General features: G+C 75.5%; 19 protein-coding genes. 5 read left to right on the forward strand and 14 right to left on the reverse strand.

Going from position 1 to position 23,853, the window contains the following annotated elements; genetic code table 11:
- The first annotated feature begins 125 nt into the window (after positions 1-125).
- Complete coding sequence (locus tag AB0N04_RS31665; RefSeq protein ID WP_360214457.1) at positions 126-794, forward strand: NAD(P)H-binding protein; 669 nt, start codon at positions 126-128, stop codon at positions 792-794.
- A gap of 143 nt (positions 795-937) precedes the next feature.
- Here AB0N04_RS31665 and AB0N04_RS31670 read toward each other — a convergent pair whose 3' ends face one another.
- The 3 genes from AB0N04_RS31670 to AB0N04_RS31680 form a co-directional block, all read right to left on the reverse strand.
- Complete coding sequence (locus AB0N04_RS31670; protein WP_360214459.1) at positions 938-2,380, reverse strand: aldehyde dehydrogenase family protein; 1,443 nt, start codon at positions 2,378-2,380, stop codon at positions 938-940.
- A 236-nt stretch (positions 2,381-2,616) separates the two neighbouring features.
- Positions 2,617-4,182: a PucR family transcriptional regulator gene (locus tag AB0N04_RS31675; RefSeq protein WP_360214461.1), complete on the reverse strand. Its 1,566-nt coding sequence runs from the start codon at positions 4,180-4,182 to the stop codon at positions 2,617-2,619.
- 153 nt (positions 4,183-4,335) lie between these two features.
- On the reverse strand, positions 4,336-6,357 hold the full coding sequence (locus AB0N04_RS31680; RefSeq protein WP_360214463.1) for an ATP-binding protein: 2,022 nt from the start codon (positions 6,355-6,357) through the stop codon (positions 4,336-4,338).
- Positions 6,358-6,657: 300 nt separating this feature from the next.
- On the opposite strand from AB0N04_RS31680, the gene gabT reads away from it, so the two are divergent.
- Positions 6,658-7,998 (forward strand): 4-aminobutyrate--2-oxoglutarate transaminase, encoded by a 1,341-nt coding sequence (gene gabT, locus AB0N04_RS31685; RefSeq protein ID WP_360214465.1) that lies wholly within the window; start codon positions 6,658-6,660, stop codon positions 7,996-7,998.
- 554 nt (positions 7,999-8,552) lie between these two features.
- Positions 8,553-9,227 carry a phosphatase PAP2 family protein gene (locus tag AB0N04_RS31690; protein WP_360214467.1) on the forward strand — a complete coding sequence of 225 codons (675 nt, stop codon included), beginning with the start codon at positions 8,553-8,555 and terminating at the stop codon, positions 9,225-9,227.
- Here the strand turns inward: AB0N04_RS31690 and AB0N04_RS31695 are convergent.
- Positions 9,197-9,532 carry a DUF2218 domain-containing protein gene (locus AB0N04_RS31695; protein ID WP_360214469.1) on the reverse strand — a complete coding sequence of 112 codons (336 nt, stop codon included), beginning with the start codon at positions 9,530-9,532 and terminating at the stop codon, positions 9,197-9,199. The two genes, AB0N04_RS31690 and AB0N04_RS31695, sit on opposite strands and share 31 nt — an antisense overlap.
- 166 nt (positions 9,533-9,698) lie before the next feature.
- Between AB0N04_RS31695 and AB0N04_RS31700 the strand changes: the two genes are divergently transcribed.
- Positions 9,699-10,304, forward strand: a complete 606-nt coding sequence (locus AB0N04_RS31700; RefSeq protein ID WP_360214471.1) for a MarR family transcriptional regulator — start codon at positions 9,699-9,701, stop codon at positions 10,302-10,304.
- Here AB0N04_RS31700 and AB0N04_RS31705 read toward each other — a convergent pair.
- Positions 10,195-11,136 (reverse strand): EamA family transporter, encoded by a 942-nt coding sequence (locus AB0N04_RS31705; RefSeq protein WP_360214493.1) that lies wholly within the window; start codon positions 11,134-11,136, stop codon positions 10,195-10,197. The genes AB0N04_RS31700 and AB0N04_RS31705 overlap by 110 nt on opposite strands.
- Positions 11,137-11,257: 121 nt before the next feature.
- On the opposite strand from AB0N04_RS31705, the gene AB0N04_RS31710 reads away from it, so the two are divergent.
- A complete protein-coding gene (locus AB0N04_RS31710) occupies positions 11,258-12,178 on the forward strand; it encodes a LysR family transcriptional regulator (RefSeq protein WP_360214473.1) in 921 nt (306 codons plus the stop codon).
- A gap of 94 nt (positions 12,179-12,272) precedes the next feature.
- Here the strand turns inward: AB0N04_RS31710 and AB0N04_RS31715 are convergent, their stop codons facing one another.
- The 9 genes from AB0N04_RS31715 to AB0N04_RS31755 all read right to left on the reverse strand — a co-directional run bounded on the left by AB0N04_RS31715 (position 12,273) and on the right by AB0N04_RS31755 (position 23,621).
- Entirely contained in the window at positions 12,273-13,001 is a 729-nt protein-coding gene (locus tag AB0N04_RS31715; RefSeq protein ID WP_360214495.1) for a ZIP family metal transporter, read from the reverse strand.
- 310 nt (positions 13,002-13,311) lie between these two features.
- Positions 13,312-14,958: a restriction endonuclease gene (locus AB0N04_RS31720; RefSeq protein ID WP_360214475.1), complete on the reverse strand. Its 1,647-nt coding sequence runs from the start codon at positions 14,956-14,958 to the stop codon at positions 13,312-13,314.
- A gap of 113 nt (positions 14,959-15,071) precedes the next feature.
- On the reverse strand, positions 15,072-16,931 hold the full coding sequence (locus AB0N04_RS31725) for a hypothetical protein (RefSeq protein ID WP_360214477.1): 1,860 nt from the start codon (positions 16,929-16,931) through the stop codon (positions 15,072-15,074).
- Positions 16,932-17,086: 155 nt separating this feature from the next.
- On the reverse strand, positions 17,087-17,482 hold the full coding sequence (locus AB0N04_RS31730; protein WP_360214479.1) for a cupin domain-containing protein: 396 nt from the start codon (positions 17,480-17,482) through the stop codon (positions 17,087-17,089).
- 152 nt (positions 17,483-17,634) lie between these two features.
- Complete coding sequence (locus tag AB0N04_RS31735; RefSeq protein WP_360214481.1) at positions 17,635-18,291, reverse strand: YigZ family protein; 657 nt, start codon at positions 18,289-18,291, stop codon at positions 17,635-17,637.
- 93 nt (positions 18,292-18,384) lie between these two features.
- Positions 18,385-19,674: an aldolase gene (locus AB0N04_RS31740; RefSeq protein WP_360214483.1), complete on the reverse strand. Its 1,290-nt coding sequence runs from the start codon at positions 19,672-19,674 to the stop codon at positions 18,385-18,387.
- Between the two features lie 147 nt (positions 19,675-19,821).
- Positions 19,822-21,402 carry a DUF2637 domain-containing protein gene (locus AB0N04_RS31745; RefSeq protein ID WP_360214485.1) on the reverse strand — a complete coding sequence of 527 codons (1,581 nt, stop codon included), beginning with the start codon at positions 21,400-21,402 and terminating at the stop codon, positions 19,822-19,824.
- Positions 21,403-21,594: 192 nt separating this feature from the next.
- The gene (locus AB0N04_RS31750; protein ID WP_360214487.1) at positions 21,595-22,260 is read right to left on the reverse strand and encodes a response regulator transcription factor; all 666 of its coding nucleotides are present in this window, start codon (positions 22,258-22,260) and stop codon (positions 21,595-21,597) included.
- Entirely contained in the window at positions 22,212-23,621 is a 1,410-nt protein-coding gene (locus tag AB0N04_RS31755; RefSeq protein ID WP_360214489.1) for a histidine kinase, read from the reverse strand. The genes AB0N04_RS31750 and AB0N04_RS31755 overlap by 49 nt, the downstream gene beginning before the upstream one ends.
- Between the last annotated feature and the right edge of the window lie 232 nt (positions 23,622-23,853).

The raw sequence follows: 23,853 nt of genomic DNA on the forward strand, positions 1-23,853 counted from the left end.
CGCGCGGGCCGCCGGCCGGCCCACGGGCTCCGTTCGAGCAGCGCGCTCGGGACCTTCGTCCGGTACTGAGCGCGGTACCGCGCTCCGCAGGACGGGGACACCCGCCCCGGGCTACCGTCGGAGCCATGCGTACCGTCATCGCCGGGGGACACGGACAGATCGCGCTGAAGCTCGAACGGCTGCTCGCCGCCCGCGGCGACCGGCCCGCCGGGATCATCCGCCGCCCCGAACAGGCCCAGGACCTCACCGCGGCCGGCGCCGAGCCGCTGCTGCTCGACCTGGAGTCCACCACCGCCCCCCGGCTCGCCGAACTGCTCACCGGCGCCGACGCGGTGGTCTTCGCCGCCGGCGCCGGACCGGGCAGCGGGACCGCCCGCAAGAACACCGTCGACCGCGACGCCGCCGTCCTGCTCGCCGACGCCGCCGAACTGGCCGGCGTCCGGCGCTACCTGATGGTCTCCTCGATGGGCGCCGACGCCAACGCCCACCACCCCGCCGACGAGGTCTTCGAGACCTATCTGCGGGCCAAGGGCGCCGCCGACGACGCCGTCCGGGCCCGGACCACCCTGGACTGGACGGTGCTGCGGCCCGGCCGGCTCACCGACGGCCCCGGCACCGGCCTGGTCCGGCTGGCCCCCTCCGTCGCCCGCGGTGCCGTCGACCGGGCCGACGTGGCCGCCGTCCTCGCGGCGCTGCTGCACGAACCGGGCACGGCCGGACGGACCCTGGAACTGGTCGCCGGGAACGCCACCGTCGAGGAGGCCGTCGCCGCCGCCGGCGGACACGACGGCTGAGGCCCCTCCCGGGGCCCGGAGGCCTGCACGGGCGCCGGGGCCGGAGGCCTGCACGGGCGCCGGGGCCCGCGGCGACCCGGGCGCGGACACGCGAAGGGCCCGGTCGGTCGACCGGGCCCTTCGTCCACGGGGAATCCGTCCGGTCAGAGGTCGAGGCCGGTGAGGACCAGGACCTTCTCCACCGTGTAGTCGTCCATCGCGTAGCGGACGCCCTCGCGACCGACACCGGAGTCCTTGACGCCGCCGTACGGCATCTGGTCGGCGCGGTAGGACGGCGCGTCGCCGATGATCACACCGCCGACCTCCAGCTCCCGGTGGGCGCGGAAGGCGGTCTGCAGGTCGTGCGTGAACACGCCCGCCTGCAGGCCGAACGGCGAGTCGTTGACGGCCGCGAAGGCCTCCTCGACGCCGTCCACCCGGTGCAGCGACATGACCGGGCCGAACACCTCGGCCTTGGCCAGGATCGCGTCCTCCGGCAGCTCGGCCAGCACGGTCGGCGCGTAGGTGGCACCCTCGCGCGTCCCGCCGGTCAGCACCTTGGCGCCCTTGGCGACGGCGTCGTCCACCCAGGACTCCACCCGCTTCGCGGCGTTCTCGTCGACCAGCGGGCCGACGTCCGTCGCGTCCTCGTTCGGGTCACCGGTGACCTGCGCCCCGACCTTGGCCACGACCTTCTCCACCAGCGCGTCGTACACCGACGCGTCGGCGATCACCCGCTGCACCGAGATGCAGGACTGGCCGCCCTGGTAGTTGGCGAACATCGCGATCCGGGTCGCCGCCCAGTCGAGGTCGGCCTCCGAGGACCAGTCGGCGAGCACCACGGCCGCGGCGTTGCCGCCCAGCTCCAGGGTGGTGTGCTTGCGCGGCACCGAGTCCATGATCTGGTAGCCGACCTTGTCCGAACCGGTGAACGAGATCACCGGCAGGCGCTTGTCCTGCACCAGCGCCGGCATCCGGTCGTTCGGCACCGTCAGGACGCTCCACGAACCGGCCGGGAGGTCCGTCTCGGCCAGGATCTCGCCCAGCACCAGCGCCGACAGCGGGGTCGACGGAGCGGGCTTCAGGATGATCGGGGCACCCACCGCGATCGCCGGCGCGACCTTGTGCGCGACCAGGTTCAGCGGGAAGTTGAACGGGGCGATCCCCAGCACCACACCGCGCGGGAAGCGGCGCACCACCGCGAAACGGCCCACGCCGCCCGGGTCGGTGTCCAGCCGCATCGTCTCGCCGTTGGTCCGGCGGGCCTCCTCGGCCGCCCAGCGGAAGACCGACACCGCGCGGCCGACCTCGCCGCGCGCCCACTTGATCGGCTTGCCGTTCTCGGCGGTGATCAGCCGGGCGATCTCCTCGGTCCGCTCGGCCAGGCGCTTCGCCACGTGGTCCAGCGCGGCCGCACGCTGGTGCGCCGGGGTCGCCGCGAACACCGGCAGCGCGGCGACGGCGGCGTCCAGCGCCTCCTCGACCTGGGCCTCGGTCGGGATGCTCACCTTGCCGACCAGACGGCCGTCCCAGCTGTTGTGCACCTCGAAGTCGGCGTCACCGCTCGCCCGGCGGCCGGCGAGCCAGAAATCGTACGTGGTGGTCACCGTGGTACCGGCCCTCTCCTCGTCGTCGTCGGACCCACGGACGTGGGGCCTGAACCCGAGGGTAGGGGCGGCGACGCGCCGACCGGATTGGACGACTAGGAGCGTTCCGCCCCGAGGCCACTCCATCCCGTCCAGCCGAACGGCCCGGGATCCGCTACCCCGGGCCGACCCGCGGCCACCGGCCCCGCCGCGGCCCTCCCGGCCCGCCGACCGGCCGGCCGCCTGCTCGCTCCCGCCTACTCCTCGCCGGAGCGCAGCGCCAGCCACAACTCCATCCGGACGTCCGTGTCGTCCAGCGAACGGCCGAGCAGCTCCTCCACCCGGCGCATCCGGTAACGCAGCGTGTGCCGGTGCACCCCGAGGTCCGCCGCCGCGGCGTCCCACTGCCCGTGTCTGGACAGCCACGCCCGCAGCGAGGCCACCAGATCGCCGCGCGCCGTCCGGTCGTGCTCGCGCAGCGGCCGCAACAACCCCTCCGCGAACGCCGTCACCGCCTCCTCCCCGAGCAGCGGAAGCAGCGAACCCGCACCGACCTCCTCGTGGTCCACCGACCGGCGGCCACCGCGCAGCGCCACCGCCAGCGCCCGCTCGGCCTGCGCGTGCGCCGTCCCCGCCTCCTCCAGCGAAGCCGGCGCCGACACGCCCAGCGACAGGCCCTCGTGCTCCTCCACCGCGCCCAGACAGGCCCGGTGCACCGAGCCGTTGTCCAGCGCCAGCACCATCAACCGCGGCCCGTGCGCGCCGTCCTCCCGCGCCACCAGCAGCTTCTCGCCCACCCGGGCACCCGCCTGCTCGGCACGGTCCCCCAGCTCACCGAGCGCCTCGGCCGCCTCCGCGTTCGGCCCCGCACCGGCCACCAGAACCCGTATCGTCCCCTCCGGCAGACCGCCGAACAGCCCCACCGCCACCTGGCGGGCCGTCGCCACCTCCCCCGCCAGCACCATCCGCAGCAGCGCCGCGCCCATCCGCTCCTCCGCCTGCCGCAGCTCGCGCGACCGCTCCAGCGTCAGGGTCAGCAGCGCCACCGCAGCGTTCAGCACGTACCGCTCGGTCGGGGTGATCCGGTCCTCGGTGCCCACCGCCAGGAACCCGCGCGCCCGCCGGTCCGCCCCCAGCGACTGGACCACCACGTAGTCCTCGTCCGCCGTGTCTATCCCCGGCGCCCGCCCCTGCAACGCCGCACTCGACGGCGCCGGCCGCCGACGCAGCCGGTCCACCTCCGCGGCCAGCCGCCCCGCCCGGCGCGCCGCCCAGTCCGGCGCCACCACCGACAGCGCCCCCGAACCGTCGTACAGCGCCGCCCAACCGCCCAGCCGCGCCGCCAACCGGCGCACCACGGCCGTCGTGCCGTCCTTGCCCAGAGCAGCCCGGGTCAGCTCCTCCTGCGCCTCGAAGGACGTCGTCACCGCCTCGTACTGCTCCGCGGCCAGCGCCGCCGACACCACCTTGCTGATCGCGATGAACGGCGTCGGCTCCGGCACCCGCAGCAACGGCAGCCCCCGCTGCGCCGCCGCGTCCACCAGCGGCTGCGGCACCTCCGTGTGCGACAGCCCCACCCCCAGGCCCAGACCCACCACCCCGGCATCGGCCAACCGGTGCACGTACGCCTGCAACTGCGCCGCCGTACGACCCAGCTTGATCCCGGTGGTGAGCAGCAGCTCGCCACCCTCCAGGAACGGCGTCGGGTCGTCCAGCTCACTGGTGTGCACCCAGCGGACCGGCCGCTCCAGATGGTCCGCACCGGCGAGGACCGTCAGATGGAGCGAACTGTTGCGGACGACGGAGGCGAGTGTGGGGGGCATGGCACCTTCGGGGGATCGACCTGACCGCGCCGTTGCGGCCGGGCGAGGAGAGGGCAATGGGACAAGTGAGAAACTCTCCCCTTCATTATGGACGCTCCGGACAACCCGCACTGCCGAATCCACCTCGAAGGCGAGCTTCCTCCCCCGCGCCCCTCACCCCCGCAGGTCCACCAGCAACGGCGGCACCTGCTCCCCCGACACCGCCGTCAACGACACCACCGCGTGCCCCGCCGGCAACGCGTGCGCCAGATCCGACGGCGACCACCGCAACCGCTCCACGTCCCGCGTCGTCACCGACTCCGTCTGCGCCGCCGTCCCCGACAACGCCTTCCGCCCCACCCGCCCGGCCCGCCGCATCACCCCACCGGAGGTGTCGGGGGTGTGGGTCACCGCGGTCTCCTGCACCAGGTGCGTCCCCCAGGCCTCCGAGAACAGCCGGCCGTCCCACGGCGCGATCCCAGGGAACGCCATCCGGCACCCCACCGCCCCGAACAGCGGCGCCCGCAAGGCCTCCGGCAGATCCACCAGCGTGCGCAGCAGCAGCACCGCCCCCGCGTTCGCCCCCCGCATCCGCTGCAACCCGCGCACGGCCGTCGCGTCCAGCGCCGCCGAGGCGTCGTCCACCACCAGACCCGCGAAGAGCGAACGGTCCTCCCGCGCCCCCGCCGCCTGCACGAACTGCCCCACCACCAACCGCGACAGCATCCGGGCGGCCTCCGGGTGGCTGCGCTCCGGCAGCCGCACCCGCACCCGCAGCGGATGGTCCAGCACCCGCATCGCGAACGGTGGCCGGCCGGTCCCGTCCGTCGCGAAGGCCCCCTCGAAGGCCGGCCGGTCCAGCAGCGCCAGCCGGTCCGCCAGCAGCGCGCCCGGATCGTCGGCCCGGCCCCGCTGACGCTCCCGGTGCTCCAGATCGCGCTCGAACACCCCCAGCCGGCCCGCCACCCCCAACGCCTTCACCAGCGCCGCCGACGCGTCCGGCTCGCCGAGCAGCAGGGCCCGCAGCTCCCGGACCCCGGGATAGCGCCGGTACGCGGCGTGGAACGGGCCCACCACCTGCTGCAACGCCGTCCGCGCGTTCTCCGCCCGCGCCGTCAGCTCGTCCGGCAACAGCGCCTCGGCCAGCCTGGCCGCCGCCTCGTCCGGATCCTGCGCCGCGCCGTACAGGTCCAACCCGTACACCGAGGCCGGATCGCCGGGCGCGATCACCACGTCGTACCAGGTGTCCGGGCCCAGATCGGCGTCCGCCGCCCCGACCACCACCACGCACGCCGTACCGGCCAGCGCCTGCAGGCACAACGCCTCCGCCACCGGCCGCGCCAGCCGCGCCGTCTTCCCCGTCCCCGCAGGGCCCACCGCCAGCAGCGAGGTGCCCAGCACCGCCGGGTCCAGGGCGAAACCCGCCGCCCGGTGGGCCAGGGAGTTCTTCGGCACGTCCTGGGTCGTCCCCAACCGGACCTGACCCAGCAGCAGATCGTGCCGCTCGCCCCGGCCCGGCAGCTCACGCGACTCCGAGGGGTGCGCGAACGCCGCCCCACCGCGCGCCACCACCTGCCCGACGAACGCCGGCACGAACGCCGGGTCCGCCTGCGCCGACTCCCACGCCCGCAGGATCCGCACGTAGTCGACGTCCCCGACAGCGTCCCGCTCCAGCCGCCCCGCCGCCTCGGCCGCCCCGCCCTGCCGCAGCCCGTCCCACGGGTCCGACCGGCGCGCCGCTTCAGCCACCGCCCGGCCGCCGTCCTCGGCGGGCTCCTCCTGCGTCACCGTCCGCGACAGCAACGGCGCCACGTACCGGCGCCACACCTCCGTCCAGCGGCCCATCCGGCCGAAGACCTTGATGACGAGCACGGCGACCACGAGGTTCACCGATACGCCGACGACCGTCACCGCGGTCTCGGTCGGGTTCTTCACCCAAATGGTGACAACGATCAGTCGGAGCACCAGCTGGGTGCCGTACAGGAAGGCGAACCACCCCACCACCGCGTTGAGCCCCGCCCGCAGGAGCAGGGGCCAGGCGGCGACCTGGGCGGCCTCGGCCCGTTCGGGGTCGATCGGGCGGTAGCCGAGCCGGAAGACGCCGGGTTCGGCCTCGGGTCGCGGGGTGCCGGCCCAGGTGGGAAGGTCGAAGGCGGGCCGGCCGCCCACCGGGCCGCCGGGGCGTTGGTGGGGCATGGGGGTCGGGGGTCTGGTGGTGGTGCGATCCGTGTGGTGGTGTGCCCCGTCCTGCGCCATGTACGGTCCCGCTCCCTCGCCCGCCCGGCCCGACCGCCGTCGGTGCCGCCATACCCATGCCGCCGTACCGGCGACACGCCCGCGCTCAATGTAGTGGAGCGGGGCCTGCGGGTAGTCGTGCCGGCCGGGCTGGCCGCGTCGGACAAGTCGGACGGCCCAGTGCTACCGAGTGGCGCATGCCCGGCCGGTCGGGGCGGCCGTAGCCTGCGAAGCACCGAGCCGAGAAGTCTGGAGAACCCCATGAGCGCCGCAACGCCGCTCCCGCAGGAGCGCCGCCTGGTCACCGCGATCCCCGGTCCGAAGTCGCAGGAGCTGCAGGCCCGCAAGCTGGGTGCGGTGGCGGCCGGCGTCGGCACCACCCTGCCGGTGTACGTGTCCCGTGCCAACGGCGGCGTGCTGGAGGACGTGGACGGCAACTCGCTGATCGACTTCGGTTCCGGCATCGCCGTGACGAACGTCGGCAACAGCGCCGAGGCCGTGGTGGCCAAGGCGAGCGAGCAGCTGGCCGCGTTCACGCACACCTGTTTCATGGTGACCCCGTACGAGGGTTACGTGGCCGTCGCCGAGCAGCTCAACGAGCTGACCCCGGGTGACCACGACAAGCGCACCGCGCTGTTCAACTCGGGTGCCGAGGCGGTCGAGAACGCGGTGAAGATCGCGCGCGCCTACACCAAGCGCACCGCCGTCGTGGTGTTCGACCACGGCTACCACGGCCGCACGAACCTCACCATGGGCCTGACGGCGAAGAACATGCCGTACAAGCAGGGCTTCGGTCCGTTCGCGCCGGAGATCTACCGGGTGCCGGTGGCCTACCCGTACCGCTGGCTGACGGGTGCGGAGAACTGCGCCGCCGAGGCCGCCGCGCAGGCGATCGACATCATCAACAAGCAGATCGGCGCGGAGAACGTCGCGGCGATCATCATCGAGCCGATCCAGGGCGAGGGCGGCTTCATCGAGCCGGCCAAGGGCTTCCTGCCGGCGATCGTGGAGTACGCGAAGGCCAACGGCATCGTGTTCGTCGCGGACGAGATCCAGACCGGCTTCTGCCGCACCGGCCAGTGGTTCGCCTGTGACGACGAGGGCGTCGTCCCGGACCTGATCACCACCGCGAAGGGCATCGCCGGCGGTCTGCCGCTGGCCGCGGTGACCGGTCGCGCCGAGATCATGGACGCCGCGCACGCGGGCGGCCTGGGCGGCACCTACGGTGGCAACCCGGTGGCCTGCGCGGCCGCGCTGGGCGCCATCGAGACGATGAAGGAGCAGGACCTCAACGGCAAGGCGCAGCGGATCGGGGAGATCATGCTGGGCCGCCTGCGGGCGATGCAGGAGAAGTTCGAGATCATCGGCGAGGTCCGCGGCCGCGGCGCGATGATCGCCGTCGAGCTGGTGAAGGCGGGCGGCAAGGAGCCGAACGCGGAGGCCGCCGGGGCGATCGCGAAGGCCTGCCACGCCGAGGGCCTGGTGGTGCTGACCGCCGGCACCTACGGCAACGTGCTGCGCTTCCTGCCGCCGCTGGTCATGCCGGAGCACCTCCTGAACGAGGGCCTGGACATCCTGGAGGGCGCTTTCACCGCCGCCTGAGCGGTGTCGCCCGTCAGGTCGTGAACCCCGCCGGAGGGATGTCCGGACAGCGCTGAACGGCCCGTGCGGACCTCTGGTCCGCACGGGCCGTTCGGTTGTCCGCGGGTGGGACAGCCGGGTACTTCACGGGCGGGACGGGCCGGTTCGCACGGGGCGGGGCCGGCCGGCGATCCGCAGGTGGGGGCGGCCGGGTGCACGTTCTCGGGACGGCCTGGAAGGTTGCCCGGGGCAGGGTGAAGATGATGTGCGGAATCGCTGAAGGCGCTCGGCGCGGAAGGGCTGTTGACGTAGTGTCATCGCAGATGGACAGCGAGCCTCCGCCACTGGCGGAGCCGTCCGCGGAGCCGCCCAGGGCGGTGGGTCCGCGCGTGCGGCGTGAGGACAACCAGGCCTCCCCGGGAGGGGCGGCGCATACCGAAGGCCGATCGACCGACCGTCCGACCCACACCCCCCGGGGCGCACGGAACGGCGATCCTCGAGGCCGCCCCGGAGCTCTCCCCCCTGCTCCGGGGCGGCTGTTCGGCGTCCTGGGCCGGGCGGCCCGGTCCACGGTCGTGCCCGCGGCGGCCGCGGTCGTGCTGCTGACGGTGTCGTGGCAGGTGGCGGTGGACGGCCCGCTGCTCGGGCTGGACCGCTGGGTGCGGGGGGCCGTGCGGTCCGCCCACCGGGAACTGCCGGGCCGGCCGCTCGACGGCGCGGGCCACGTCCTCTCGGATCTGGGCAGCGGGGTGCCCGCGGTCCCGGTGCTGCTGGCGGCCGGTGTGCTGGCCGCGTGGCGCTGGCGCCGGGCGGTCGGCGGCCCGGGGCGGGGCGGTTGGTGGCTGCCGCTGCCGGTGGCGGCGGCGACGGCCGTGCTGATCCCGTCGCTGGTGGTGCCGGCGAAGGCGGCGTTCGCCCGGCCGGGCCCGCTGGGCGATCCGCTGACGCCCGAGCAGTGGGGCTGGTACCCGTCCGGGCACACCGCCACGGCCGCCTTCTCGTACGGGGTGGCGGCGCTGTTGCTGGCCCGGGCGGCGGGGCCGCGGGCGGCCCGGCTGGTGACGGCCGGGGCGGTGTTGCTGGCCGTGGGGGTCGGCGCGGGCCTGGTGTGGAGTGACTTCCACTGGCTGCTGGACGTGGTGGCCAGCTGGTGCCTGGCCGTTCCGGCGCTGTGGGCGCTGGACCGGTGGCTGCCGCGGCCGGGCGGCGGGGGCCGGTCTCAGGCCTCGTCGGGCTCCTCGTTGCGGTGAACGAGGCCGGGCTCGCCGTTGTCACGGTGCCATTCGACGACGAGTTCGTCGCGGGCGCCGAAGCGGACGAGGTGGCGGCCGACGACGTCCTCCAGGCCGGGCAGGTTCTCCCGCTCGCCCTCGACGGTGAGCAGCAGCGCGTCGGGGCCGGCCTCCAGGGTGGCGGTGCCGGCGCCGAAGACGAGGGTGCCGCGGCCGGTCTCCTCGGAGAAGGTGGCCTCGATCTTGCGGCCCATGTGGGCGGCGAGCTGCTTGGCGTAGCGGGCGGGGCGGTCGGTGGCGACGCGGGCTTCGGAGCGGGGCACGGGCCCTCCAGGGTGCGGGAGGGAACTTAGGGTCCCCTCAGTAAGGGCTACGCTAACCCAGATACTGAGCTTGGCTCAACATTTTTTCCGGGCGGCCGTCCGCCGCCGGTCACCCGCCGCGGACCGGCCGATACGCTTGGGCGGACACCTGCCGAGGAGACCGCCCATGACCACCGCGCCGACCGACGACCCGGCGGGCTCCTCCCCCACCCCGGCCGCGCCGACGCCCGGGGCCGAGGCGGCCGCCGCCGACGACCGGGGCGCCGCGACCGGCCGGACCACCTCCCCCGACACCGCCGCCGAGCTGGCGGACACCATGACCCGGGCGATCAAGCGGATCCGCCGGCGCACCAGCGAGCGGCTGGAGCCGTACGGCATCACCCCCGGCCAGGGCCGGGCGCTGCGCACGCTGGCCCACGCGCCCGGGTGCGAGCTGCCGGACCGCGCGATGCGGCTGAGCGACCTCGCCGAGCGACTGCACATCGCACCCCGCTCGGCGACCACCGTGGTCGACGCGCTGGAGGAGGCCGGGCTGGTCGAGCGCAGCCCCGACCCGGCCGACCGGCGGGCGGTGCGGATCCTGCTGACCGAGGCCGGCCGCGCCGCGGTGGAGCGGATCGGGCAGGTCCGGCACGAGGTGGCGCAGGAGTACTTCGGCCCGGTCAGCCCCGCCGACCAGGAGGTGCTGCTGCGGGTGCTGCGCTCCGCCGAGGCCCACTACGCCGCCGGCGCGCCGCCGCGGCGGCCGGCGCCTCCGGGCGCAGCGCGGTGATCGCGATCCCGGTGATCACCAGCAGTGCGGCGCCCACCGCCGTCGGGCTGACCCGCTCGCCGAGCAGCAGCCAGGCCGAGGACATCCCGAACACCGGCACCAGCAGCGAGTAGGGCGCGACGGCGGTGGCGTCGTAGGTGCGCAGCAGGAAGCTCCAGGCCACGAAGCCGAAGAGGGTGGAGACCAGCCCGACGTAGGCGATCGCGCCGAGCCCGGCGGCGGTGATCCCGCGCAGGGCGCGCAGGTCCGCGTCCGGGCCCTCGACCAGCAGGGAGAGGACGAGCAGCGGCAGCGGCGGGACGGCGCTGACCCAGACCATCCAGCGCAGCGCGTCCGGCGGCGCGGCCCGGCGGGTCAGCACGTTGGACAGCCCCCAAGCGCCGGCGGCCAGCACGACCAGGACGAAGGCGCCGATCGGGCCGCCCGTCCCGTGGTCGAGGGCGCTCAGGCCGATCCCCGCGAAGGCGATCGCCAGGCCGGTCAGCCGCCGCCCGCCCGGCCGCTCGCCCAGCAGCGCGGCGGCGAACAGGGCGGTGAACCCGGCCTGTCCCTGGAGCACCAGGGAGGAGAGGCCGGCCGGCATCCCGGCGTGCATGCCGAGGAAGAGCAGCCCGAACTTGACCACTCCGAGGACGAGGCCGACGGCCAGCACCCAGCGCCGGGCGACCCTGGGCGGGCCGACCAGGAGGACCGCCGGTACGGCGACGACGGCGAACCGCAGGGCGCAGAAGAGCAGCGGCGGGAAGTTCTCCAGGCCGATGTGGATGAGGACGAAGTTGAGCCCCCACACGGCGGCCACCAGGACGGCCAGGGCGATGTGCCGGGGGCTCATGCTCCGCCCGTTCGGGCTGCCGCCCTGGGCGGCGGGTGTCGCGGTCATGGGTCGAGCTTGGCGGCGGCCCGTCGTGTAGCACCAGCGATGAGTTCTGAAGGAAACGCTTTAGCATCGCTGCATGATGGATCTGGGGCGCCTGCGGGCGCTGCACGCGGTGGCGGTGCACGGCTCGGTCGGCGGGGCGGCGGCCGCGCTCGGCTTCACGCCCTCGGCGGTCTCGCAGCAGATCGCCAAGCTGGAGCGGGAGACCCGGACGGTGCTGCTGGAACGGCAGGGCCGGGGCGTGGTGCTGACCGACGCGGCGCAGGAGCTGGCCGCCACCGCGCGGACGGTGCTGGGGCTGGTGGAACGGGCCGAGGTACGGCTGGAGGAGCAGCGCGGCCGGGCGGTCGGCCGGCTGCTGGTGGCCGCGTTCGCCACCGGTGCCCGCGGTCTCATGCCCGGGGTGCTGGCGGACCTGCGGCGGAGCTGCCCTGAGCTGGACGTGCGGCTGCTCGAGTGCGACCCGTACCCCGCGGCCGAGCTGGTGGCGCGCGGCGAGGTGGACCTGGCGCTGGTGCAGGACTGGCCGACCGTCCCGCTGCCGGTGCAGGAGGGCCTGTCCCGGCTGGACCTCGGGACGGACCCGGTGGACCTGCTGCTGCCCGCCGACGACGAGCTGGCCGGCCTCGACGAGGTGCCGGTGCGGCGGCTGCCCGGGCGGCGCTGGATCAGCGTGCCGCCGGGCAACATCTGCCACGACTGGCTGGTGCGCACCCTGCGCGAGGTCGGGGAGGAGCCGGACGTGCGCCACCGGGCCGGCGAGTTCGAGACGCAGATCGCGCTGGTCGCGGCCGGTCTGGGGACGGCCCTGGTGCCGCGGCTGGGGCGGGGCGCTCTGCCGCCCGGGGTGGTGGCCCGCCCGGTGGTGCCGGGGCCGGCCCGCCGGGTGTACGCGCTGTGGCGGGCCCAGGCCTCCCGGCGGCCGGCGATCACGGCGGCGCTCGCGGCCATGCGGGAGCGCTCGTCGGTGCTGGACCTCCCGGCGGACGCGGGCTGACCGCGTCCGGGCCGCACAGGGCCGGAGCCGGGGCCGGAGCCGTTCCCGGGGCCGTTCCCGGAGCCGGGCTCGGCCGGCGGCCCGGTCGGCGGGCCTACTTGGCGAGCCCGATCACCAGCCACATGAACCCCACCCCGGCGACGGTGCACAGCAGGGTGCTGCGCGAGGGGTGCGGGCTGTGGGCCTCCGGGAGGATGTCGGAGGTGGCCAGGTAGAGCAGGAAGCCGGAGAAGAAGCCGAGGTAGAGGCCGAGCAGGTGCTCCGGGATGGTGAAGGCGAGGGTGATCGCGGCGCCGGTCACCGGGGCCAGGGCGTCGGCGGCGAGCAGGGTCAGCGCCCGCCGCCGGTTGTTCCCGTAGAGCCGGGTGATCGTGTAGGTGTTGAAGCCGTCGGCGAAGTCGTGCGCGACGACGGCGATGGCGACGACCGTGCCGACCGTGGTGCCGGCCTGGAACGCGGCGCCGATCGCGAAGCCGTCCATCACGCTGTGGCCGACCAGGGCCAGGGCCGCGGTCAGTCCGACGCCCTGGTGCCCGGCGGTGTGGGTGTGCACGTGCTGGTGGCCGTGGGTGTGCTCGGCGTACTCGCCCTCGTGGCCCCGGTGGATCGCGACGGCGCGTTCGACCACGTGGATGGTGAGGAAGCCGGCCGCGAACATCAGCAGCGCCTGCGGCACCCCGTGCACCTCGGCCGGCGCCTGGTGGATCGCCTCGGGCAGCAGGTCGAAGGCGACCACGCCGAGCATGAGGCCGGCGGCGAAGCCGAGCACGAGGTGGCGGCGGTCGCCGGTGCGCTGGGCGACGAAACCGCCGATCAGGGTCATCAGGAACGCCCCGGCGGCGACCAGGACGGCGGTCACCGCACCGCCTCCGGGCGGGTCTGCCCGTGGTGCGGGCGGCGGCGGGTGCCGCCCTGTGGTCTGCCGAGCGCTCTGCCCATTCCTCTCCCCCCGGGGTCCGCCCGTGGCCGGGCCGACCGCCGACCGTACCCGACGGCCGTTCGACGGTGATCGCCCGGGGTGCCGCTGCCCGGGCGGGGCCCGTCCCCCAGCCTCGGTCCGGGGGTGGGCGCGCGCCCGCCGGGCGGTCCGTCGGGGTGAGCCGGCGAGGCGCCGGGAGACGCCGCGGGTGCGGTCAGCGGCCGACGGCCAGCGGCAGGCCGAGGTGGGTGCGGGCAAGCTCACGGACGCCGTCGCCGTCGACCAGGTGGATGTGCCGGTGGCCCTCCTCGGCGGTGAGGTCCAGGGCCTCGTCGGTGAAGCCGCCGGTGGTCAGCCGCAGGCCGCGCTCGGCGGACTCCTCCCGGACGGCGTCGGCGAGGGTGGCGACCTCCGCCGCGGTGACCGGCTCGGTGCCCCGGGAGGCCCAGACCACCCAGCGGCCGGGCAGCGCGCTGCCGGGCGCGCCCTCACCGGTGGCGACCAGTCCGGCCGGGCCGCGCAGCCGCACGCTCCACTCGGCGATCCCGCCGCGGGTGAGCAGGTCCCGGACCAGCTGGGCGAACTCGTTGGCGGACAGGTCGGGCGCGGCCGGCACGGTGGCCCCGGCCTGCGCGGCCGGCTGGACGCCGACCCGCCCGTACGGGTCGGGGGTGACGGCGGCGCCGAGCTGGCGCAGCCGGACCAGGGCCTCGTCCTGTTCGGAGTCGGCGTACACGCCCTCGTCGTCGCGCTCCTCGTACGGGGTGGCCGGCGGCAGCAGCCGGGTGCGGGCCAGCGCGTCGCGGTCGGCGTCCACGCTGACCAGGCAGAACGGCTCGGCCTCCGCGGGCTCGCGCAGCCAGCCGTTGAGGACCACGCCCGCGAGTATCTCGTCGGTGTCGACGGCGTCGGCGGCCTGGAGGGCGCGCAGCGCGAGCCGGGCGACCAGCCGCAGGTAGTCGGTGGCCCGGTCCGCGGGCGGGCGCGGGACGGGCAGGACGTCGCCGTCCGGGGCGAGCCGGTAGCCGGTGAGCGAGGGCACCAGGTCGAGCGGCGGCAGGTCGAGGTCGAGCACAGCGGTGCGGGTGAGCGGGCGGAACACCGCCCGGCAGGGGGCCGGCAGGTCCTGGGTGGCGGTCTCGGCGGCGGCGAGCGCCCGTTCCAGCAGCGACTCCACGGCAGCCGGTTCGGCCAGCCGGTAGGCCCGGCGGCACTCCTCCAGGCTCTCGTTGTACTCGCGGACGGCGCGGGCGCGGGCCTCCTCGGCGGCCTCGTGGACGCGCCGGGGCTCGTCGGCGGCGGGGTTGCCGGCCTCGGCCCGGCGGGTGCGCCACTCGCGCAGGGCGCGCTGGTGGGCCAGCCGGGCCCCGGCCAGTTCGCGCTGGTAGCCGGAGTCGAGCAGCCGGCGGGTCGGAGGGGCGTCCGGGTCGGCGGCGGGCGGTTCCGCGGGGGCGAAGTCCGCCCAGCGGGGTTCGGCGTCACCGCCGGGCTCGGGCCCGTCGGCCGCGTAGGGGCGGGGTTCGTAGTGGCGCAGCTGGCTCTCGAAGTCCATCGCGGAGACGGGCAGCGCGGCGCGGCGGAGCAGGTCCGCCAGCCGGTCGTGCTCCGCCTGGACGGTGACGGTGCGGTGGTGGGTCAGGGCCGCGGCCCGGGCGTGGGCCGCGACGGAGTCGGGATCGGAGGCGCCGTCACCGGAGGGGTCGTCACCGGGCCCGCCGGGCCCGGCCGGACCGGGCGCGGCGCCCGCCCGGTCCGGTTCCTGGTCGGCGTTGAGGTCGCGGAAGACCGAGGCGAGGAAGCCCGGTCGGGGGAACTGGACGGTGGCGGTGCCGTCGGGCTGGCCGTCTGCTGAGTACTGCATCGGTCGTCGTTCCCCCATGCTCGTCCGGCGCTGCCCGGGGCGGCCGGCGGCCCTGAGGCCCCGCCCCTGCCGGACATTGTCCACCGAACGGGCGCGGTGGTCAGCCAAGCCTCTCAGTTGGTCCGGGTGTTGGTCAGGTGCAGGCCGATGTAGCCGACATAGATCCGGCCACTGCCGGAGCAGTCGTCGAGGTAGTGCAGCCGGGGCGCGGTGCGGCCGCCGCCGATCCGCAGGTGGGCGCCCATGAACGCGCGGCGGGAGGCGTCCACGCACTCCGGCACCGGCAGCATCCGTTCGCGCTTCCACTTGGTGTGGCTGAACACCGTCCGGGACTCCCCGCGCACCGCCTTGCGGGGCGGGAAGTGGTGGCAGCCCTCGGGGGTGTGCTCGCACCACTGCTTGAAGTCGCCGCCGGCCGCACCGCGCACCGCCGCCTCGGCGTACTCCTGGAGGGCGGTCAGGCCGTCCCAGGCGAGCCGGGCCCAGCCCGCGCCGGCGCACTGGAGGCCGTCCAGGGCGAGCGCGTTCTTCTGGTCCCCGGTGAAGCTGAGCAACGGGAACTCGCCGAGCCTGGCCATGAGTTCGGTGAAGGTCTCGGGCTTGCCCGGCCGACCGGACGGCCGCTTCGCGGGGCGCCCTGAGGCGTTGTGCCCGGCGGCGCCCTGGGCGGTGCAGTGGCGCCCGGTCAGGGCCCGGGAGCCGACCCGCGGCCGGGCGTCGCGCCCGACCGGGGCGAGCGGGCCGTCGTGGCGTTCGCGGAGCTCGGGGCGGTCCCGGCCCGCGTCCCGGCCCTCCCGCCTCTCCTGGCTCAGCGTGTGCCGGACCCGCTCCAGCTCGTCGGCCCTGGCCTGCTGCTCGGCACGGTCCTGCTGTTCCTCCCGGGCCAGCGCGGCCAGCTCGGCGACTGCGGCGGCCCGGTCCGCGGCCCGCTGCTCGGCCCGGTCGGCCCGGTCGGCGGCCGGACGCGCCGGGGGTACGCGCAGCACCGGGACGGCCGCCAGCTCCGGCGGCAGCGGCAGGTCGGCGGCGAGCCGGCGCGGCTCGCGGGCCAGCAGCCCGGCCGCGCGGCGGACGTCCTGCTCTATTCGGCCGCGGGCCAGCACCGGGTGCCGGGCGCCGTCGTGGCGGGAGGCCGGGTCGACCTCGGGCAGGTAGGTGCGCACGGCACCGCCGTACACGGTGTGGTACTCCAGCGCGACGTTGAAGGCGGTGCGGGCGCCCGGGTCCAGCACGTAGGCGGTGGCGAGGCCGGGGATCTGGTGGCAGAGCGGACGGACGACGTCCTCGACCCAGCGGTCGAGCGGGAGGTTCACCGGGACGCTGGCGAGCACGACGGGCAGTCGGCGCTCAGGGTCGCACAGCTCGTCGATCAGGCCGTCGACCTCGCCGGCGGTGAGCACCCGGGGGCCGGCCTGGACGGCGGCCGGGCCGTCGGTGGCGTCGAGCAGCGGCAGCAGGGTGCGGGCGAGCTCGGGCACCGGCACCCGGCACGGCGTCCGCACGCCGCTGCCGGTGCTGTGCGTCTCGGCGTCCAGCCGGACCCAGGTCGGCCCGCCGGTGCGGGTGGCGACGGTCAGGGTGAGCTGGCGGGTGCCGTGCGGGGCCGGGGTGCGCAGCCGGCGGCGGTCGTAGCGGCCGGTGGCCGGGCCGCCGCGCAGCGGGCCGTGGTCGCGGTCGAGCAGGACGCGGTCCCCCAGCCGGAGGCGCTCGGCGACGGGGGCCGGGGCGGGCGGCGGCGTTCCGGCGGAGCCCTGCGGGGCGGGTGCGGCGGGGACGGGGAGGAGGGGGACGGGGAGGAGGGGGACGGCCGGGGGCTCGTCGCAGCCCTCGCGTTTCAACCAGGCCGCGAGCTGCTCGTCGGCCAGGGCGACGGCCTCGGTGTGCGGGAGGGTGGTGGTGACGGTCATCCGGTAGGGCGTCGCGGGGCCGGGTAGGTCGGCGCCGGCGGGCGACGGGAAGCGGTCTGAGGTCATGCGCATACCTCCGTGGTGCGGGGTGGGGTCTGGTGTCCTCCATCGATGGGGTTATTCGTCCGGTTCGGCCGGATCCTTGCCCAGGAAACGCCACGGCCCGGAGCGGAAGTTCCAACTCCGGGCCACGTCAATCCGTTCGAGTGAATCTACTCAAGTCACGTGCCGCGTGGCGCGCTGTCCCGGCCGGCCCGTGGACGGCGGTCGACGGCGCCCGGGACCGCCCCGGCCCCCGCGGCTCCGGCCTCGCCGGAGCGGGCCCCGCCGCGGCACCAGACGGGTTCCTCGACCGGCACGGCCAGCGGGAGGCCGTCCGGTGCGGCGTACTCGGCGATCAGTACCACGGGTTCGGCCCCGAGGTTGCGCCCCTCGTGGACGTGGACCGGCCCGGCCTCCTCGACCAGGGAGTCCCCGGCCCGGCTGACCTCGACCCGGCCGTCGTGCAGGGTCCGGGTGAGCGTCCCGGACAGCACCACCACGACCACCCGGCCCGGGTGGTAGTGCCAGCCGGTGCCGGCCCCCGGCTGCAGCGTGATGGTCTGGACGAGGGGCATCTCGGGCCGGCTTCCTGGTCGACGACCGGATCAGGCTAGGCAGGCCCGTCCGGGCGCAGGAACGGCCGGCCCCGATCCGGCCGGATCTGTGTCCGAAAAGCGGCGGCCGCCCCGGGCACGACGGTGCTCCGTCGGACGGCGCCGGCCAGGGCCTAGACCGGCACCTCGACGTACGTCCGGCCGGCCGGGACGGCGAGCGCGGTCCCGCCGGTCGCCCCGGCCAGCCAGGTGTGGAAGGCCTGGACCTCCGGCTCCGGGACGCCGACCTCGATCCGCACCCCGGCCGACTCGTAGGCGAGGTCGTTCACCGCGTACCCGGCCGCCCTCAGGTCGTTCTCCACCCGCCCGGCCCGCACGTGGTCGACCGTCACCGCGAGCAGCGCGACCGGCCGCCGCTCCAGCAGCCCCACCTCGTCCACGGCCGCCGACACCGCGTTCCCGTAGGCCCGCACCAGGCCGCCCGCGCCGAGCTTGACGCCGCCGAAGTACCTGGTCACCACCGCGACCGTGTCGGTCAGGCCGCGCCGGCGCAGCACCTCCAGCATCGGCACGCCCGCGGTGCCGCCGGGCTCGCCGTCGTCGCTGGAGCGCTCGCGGCGCTGCTCGTCGCCGACCACGAAGGCGGTGCAGTTGTGCCGCGCGTCCCAGTACTGCTTCCGCACCCCGGCGATGAAGGCCTGCGCCTCCTCCTCGTCCGTGACCCGGGCGAGGTGGCAGATGAAGCGGGACTTCTTGATCTCGGTCTCGTGGCTGCCGGCCCGCCGGATGGTGAGGTACGTCCTGGCGGCCGGTTCCGGCGTGGCGGACATGGTGCGGTGCTTCTCCCGGGAACGACGACGGCTGGCGGCCCGCACCCCTGGTCCCCGGGGGGCGGCACCGCCAGCCTATGGCCTGTCCTGCGGTCAGCGGCCGGCCAGGGCGTCCAGCTGCGCGCGGTCCAGGCCGGTCAGGGCGGTGACCTCGGCCGGGTCGACGGCGCCGCAGTCCAGGCCGCGCAGCACGTAGCCGCTGAGCGCCCGGGCGGTGGCCGGCTCGTCCATGACGTCGCCGCCAGCCTTGGCGACGTAGGCGGCCAGCCGGGCGGCGGCGGCCGCCAGGCCCTCGCGGTAGAAGGAGTACACGGCGACGTAGCGGGTGGGCAGGTGCGCCGGGTGCATGTCCCAGCCCTGGTAGTAGGCGCGGGCCAGCGAGCGGCGGACCAGGTCGTGGTGGAGCTTCCAGGCGGCGTGCACCTGTGCGGTGGAGCCGGTCGGGACGACGTTGGTCGAGCCGTCGGAGAGCCGGACCCCGGTGCCGGCCGCGGCCACCTGCATGACGGCCTTGGCGTGGTCGGCGACCGGGTGGTCCATGCTCTGGTGGGCCGCGCTGACGCCGCAGGAGGCGCTGTAGTCGAAGGTGCCGTAGTGCAGGCCGGTGGCCCGGCCCTCGGCGGCCTCGATCATCCGGGCCACGGTGGCCCGGCCGTCCGGGCCCAGGATGGCCTGGGTGGTCTCGATCTGGATCTCGAAGCCGATCCGGCCCGCGGGGAGCCCGGCGCGGTGCTCGAAGTCCTCCAGCAGCCGGACCAGCGCGGTGACCTGCTCGGCGTAGGTCACCTTGGGCAGGGTGAGGACCAGGCCGTCCGGCAGGCCGCCGCCGGCCAGCAGGGTGGCCAGGAACAGCTCCAGGGTGCGGATGCCGCGGGCGCGGACGGCCGCTTCCATGCACTTGATCCGGATCCCGATGTACGGCGGCGCGGTGCCCTCGGCCACCGCGGCGGAGACCAGTTCGGCGGCGCGGACGGCGGCGGCGTCCTCCTCGGCGTCCGGGCGGGGCCCGTAGCCGTCCTCGAAGTCGATCCGCAGGTCCTCGATCGGCTCGCGCTCGAGCTTGGCGCGGACCCGGGCGTGGACGTCGGCGAGCAGCTCGTCGTCGGCCACGCCGAGGGCGCGGGCCAGCTCGGCCGGGGTGCCGGCGTGGGTGTCGAAGGCCTCCAGGGCCTGGCGGCCCCACTCCCGGACGGTGTCGGCGGCGAAGGCGTCGGCGGGGACGTAGACCGTGTGCACGGGCTGCCTGGTCCCGGAGTCGCCGGGGTAGCGGCGGGCCAGGTCGGCGTCGACCGGGGCGAGCAGCGCCTCCACGGCGGCGCGGGCGGTGTCGGAGAAGGAGGCCCCGCCCGCCGGTCCGCCACCGTCGACCTCGAGCTGCGACATCCGTACTCCTCCACGCCGAACCAGCACTTCAACAATTTGTTGAGGTGAAGGTAGCTCCGGCCGGGACGGGCGTCAATGGCCGACCGAGCGGTGGACGCGCCGGGCGCACCGGCCGCGGGAGGGGCGGCCCCGCCGGTCGGGCCCCGGTCAGTCCCTCCCGGCGGCGGCGTAGCGGGTGCGCAGCTGCGGGTAGAGCTCGGCGACGTCCTTGGGGTGGACCGAACCGTCCGGGCGGTTGCCGCTGACGCCGTACTCCTTGGTCAGCCACTCGGCGAGGCGCTGCGGGTCGGGCTGGTCCCCGTACGTGTCCAGGTAGCTGACCAGGGCCTCGTAGGCCAGCTCCGGGTCCAGCCGGGAGGGCGCCGACCGCGGAGCCGGCTCCTCCTCGGGGGCGGACCGCTCGGGCCTCCCGGACTCCTCCGCCGCCGAGCGTCCGACCGGCGCGGACGGCCGGGGCTGCGGCTCGACGGCCGGCGGCGCGTCCTGCACGCCGGCCTGCTGGGTGCCCTCCTGCCCCGGGGCCTGCTCCTCGGCGACCGGGCGCGGCGGCTTGAACCACGGCGAGGCCTGGCCGGGCACCCGGCCGCCGGGGGCGGCGTCGGCCGGGTGGCCCGTGGTGCGCACCGGGCGCTCGGTCCAGACGTTCAGCTCCTCGCGGGGCGACTGCGGGGCCTCCGCGACGGCCTCCTCCGGCTCGTGCGCGGCGCGCAGCCGGACCGCGGCCAGCTTGGCCAGCATCGGCGCGGCCACCTCGGCGGACAGCGGCGCGGCGGCGGCCGGGACCGGCTCGGGCTGCGGCTCCTGCGGAGCCTGCTGGGACTGCTGCCGCGGCTGCTGCTGGGCCTGCTGGCCCTGCTCCGGCTGTCGGACCTGCTGCGTACGGGCGGCGGCGACCGCCGCGACGGGCACCGCGCCGGCCTCGACCGGCGTGCCCGCTGCCGCGGGGGCGGCCCCGGCCGGGGCGATGGCCGCCGCGGCACGGCTCTCCTGCTGCCGGACCTCCAGGGCCTCCTGCTCCGCCCGGGCCTCCTGCGCCTCGCGCTCGCGCGCCTCCTCGTCCAGCCGGTCGAACAGACCCGGGTCCAGCGGCACGCCGTACTTGGCGAGCTTGAGCGGCAGCAGGGCCTGGATCGGCGCCGCGCGCCGCCAGCCGCGCCCGTACCGGAAGCGCAGCTGGGCCCGGTAGACGAGGCGGTTCTGCTCCAGCCGGACGACCTCGTCGTAGGAGCGCAGCTCCCAGAGCTTCATCCGCCGCCAGAGCCGGAAGGTCGGCACCGGGGAGAGCACCCAGCGCATCACCCGGACCGAGTCCATGTGCCGGTCGGCGGTGATCGCGGCGATCCGGCCCACCGCGTGCCGGGACGCCTCGACGACGACCACGAAGAGCACCGGGATGACGGCGTGCATGCCCATGCCCAGCGGGTCGCCCCAGGAGGCGGCCGCGTTGAACGCGATGGTGGCGACGGTCAGCAGCCAGGCGGTCTGCCGCAGCATCGGGAAGGGGATCCGCAGCCAGGTCAGCACCAGGTCGAGCGCGAGGAGCACCACGATGCCCGCGTCGACGCCTATCGGGAAGGCATAGGAGAAGGCGCCGAAGCCCTTCTCCACGGCCAGCTCGCGCACCGCGTTGTACGACCCCGCGAAACCGATGCCCGAGATGATGCAGGCCCCGGCCGCGACCAGGCCGAGCAGGCCGCGGTGGGCCTTGGTGAGCGTTGGGCGTGCCATTACGTCTATCAACCCCTGGATGTCGGCTGCTGCCGTACGCTGCCTCGGCTGCCGATTCCCGCGTGTCGGGGCGCCGGACGGCTGAGCGACCTCCGGGCTCGGCCCACCGGAGTTTACTCGTACACCTGTTTCAGCGTTTCCGCTGGCCGGAGTGTCACCGTCGCGGCCCGCCCGCAGGGGCCGGGCGGGCCGTCAGCCCTGGGGCGCCGCCGTACCGTTGAGGTAGGTCAGCACCGCCAGCACCCGGCGGTTGGCGTCCTCGGCCGGGGCGAGTTCGAGCTTGGTGAAGATGTTGGCGATGTGCTTGGCCACCGCGCCGTCACTCACCGCCAGCCGGGCGGCGATCGCCGAGTTGGAACAGCCCTCGGCCATCAGCTCCAGCACCTCGCGCTCGCGCGGCGACAACCGCAGCAGCGGGCCGGGCCGGCGCGAGGTGGTCTGCATCAACTTCGCGATCACGTCCGGGTCCATCGCCGTTCCGCCCGCGGCCACCCGGCGGACCGCGTCGATGAACTGCTCGGCGTTGAACACCCGGTCCTTCAGCAGGTAGCCGATGCCGCCCGTGCCGTCGGCCAGCAACTCCCGTGCGTACAGCTGCTGGACGTGCTGCGACAGCACCAGCACCGGCAGGCCCTGGATCTCCTTGCGCGCCCTGAGCGCGGCCTGCAGGCCCTCGTCGGTGAGCGTCGGGGGCAGCCGGACGTCGACCACGGCCACGTCCGGCCGGTGGGTCAGCAACGCGTCCAACAGCTCGGGACCGGTCTCCACCGCCGCGGCGATGGTGAAGCCGTGTGCTTCCAGCAGCCGGATCAGGCCTTCGCGAAGGAGGTAGAGGTCCTCGGCGAGGACAACTCGCACGGCAGCTCCAAGGTGATGGTGGTCGGACCGCCCGACGTGCTGTCGATGGCGAGGACACCGTCGAAGGTACCCAATCGCCGCTCGATCCCGCGCAACCCCGTCCCCCTCGACGGATCCGCCACGCCCACCCCGTCGTCCGTCACCGTGACCCGCAGCGAGCCGGCCCGGTAGAGGATGTCCACCCACACCTGCTCGGCCCCCGAGTGCTTGGCCGCGTTCGCCATCAACTCGCAGATGCTGAAGTAGACGGCCGCCTCCACGGGCGCGGGCGGACGGTCCGGCAGGCTCACGCACACCTCGGTCGGCAGGGCGCTGTCCAGTGCCAGCGCCCGCACCGCGTCGCCGAGACCGCGCTCGGCCAGCACCGGCGGGTGGATGCCGCGGACGAGGTCCCGCAGCTCCTGCAGCGCCCGCGCCGACGACTGCCGCGCCTCGGAGAGCAGCTCCCGGGCCGACGCCGGGTCGGTGTCCATCAGGTGCTCGATGGTGCCCAGGGTCATCCCGATCGCCACCAGCCGGGCCTGCGCCCCGTCGTGCAGGTCCCGCTCGATCCGCCGCAGCTCGGCCGCCTGGCTGCCCACCGCGTCCGCCCGGGTCTCGGTCAGCTCGGCCACCCGCCTGGTCAGCTGGGCGTTCGTCGCCCGGCCGTCCTGGTCCAGCACGCGGCGCGCCACCTCGGCGTACCCGCGGACCGCGAACGGCGCCGCGGCCACGCCCAGCGCGGCCAGCCCGAGCCCCAGCGCGGTGCTGAGCACGACCGACACCAGCCGCCCCGGCACCGGCCCGAACGAGTCCGCGGACAGCGGGGACGCCAGGGCGTAGACCGCACCCCCCAGCACCAGCGCCGCCACCGGGCCGGCCAGCGCGACCACCAGGACCGGGCTCACGACCAGCCAGGCCACCTCCCCGCGGGTCGTCCGGTCCCGGGCGCCCCAGTGCAGCAGCTGCGCGTACTTCGCGACCATCCGCGAGCGGTGGTACGAGTAGCCCGTCCACCAGTGGCCGCGCTCGTCCGGCTCCAGCACCGGCATCGGCTCGTACCCGACCGGGATCCGGACGCCGTACCAGCGCTCCAGCTGACGGCGCGTACGGCCGGCGGTGCGACGGATGAACTGCCCCGCCACCACGGAGCCGGCGATCGCCGCCGCCACGAGCCCCACGAGGACCCCCGGGTAGTAGTTCCGCAGCGCCGAAGCCACCACGGCGCCCGACACCACGGCGGACGCGATCGGCAGCAGCACGCCCGGTACCGCGGCCACCACCAGGAGGGCCAGCCGAGCCAGGCCCTGGCCACCCGCCGCGAGGGCGTCCTCGATCTGGGCGCGCACCGTCGTGCCGCTCGTTCGACTCGCTGTTGCCACGGAAAGCTCCTGATGCCGGTCTCGATCGTCCTCCTTCAGTGTTCACGAACCGGCCGTGCGGGGCACTGGCCGTGCCACCCCGAATCCGGGGTGGTCCTAGCACCACCCGGCCGGGGCGTCACCCGGACGTCGCGCCTTGCCCGGGAAACCGTCCGGGAAACGCGAAGAACCCCCGCCGGATATCCCGGCGGGGGTTCTTCGTGAATGATTGTTCGGCGGCGTCCTACTCTCC

The organism is Kitasatospora sp. NPDC051702, from assembly GCF_040681575.1.
In the GTDB taxonomy this organism is placed as follows: domain Bacteria; phylum Actinomycetota; class Actinomycetes; order Streptomycetales; family Streptomycetaceae; genus Kitasatospora.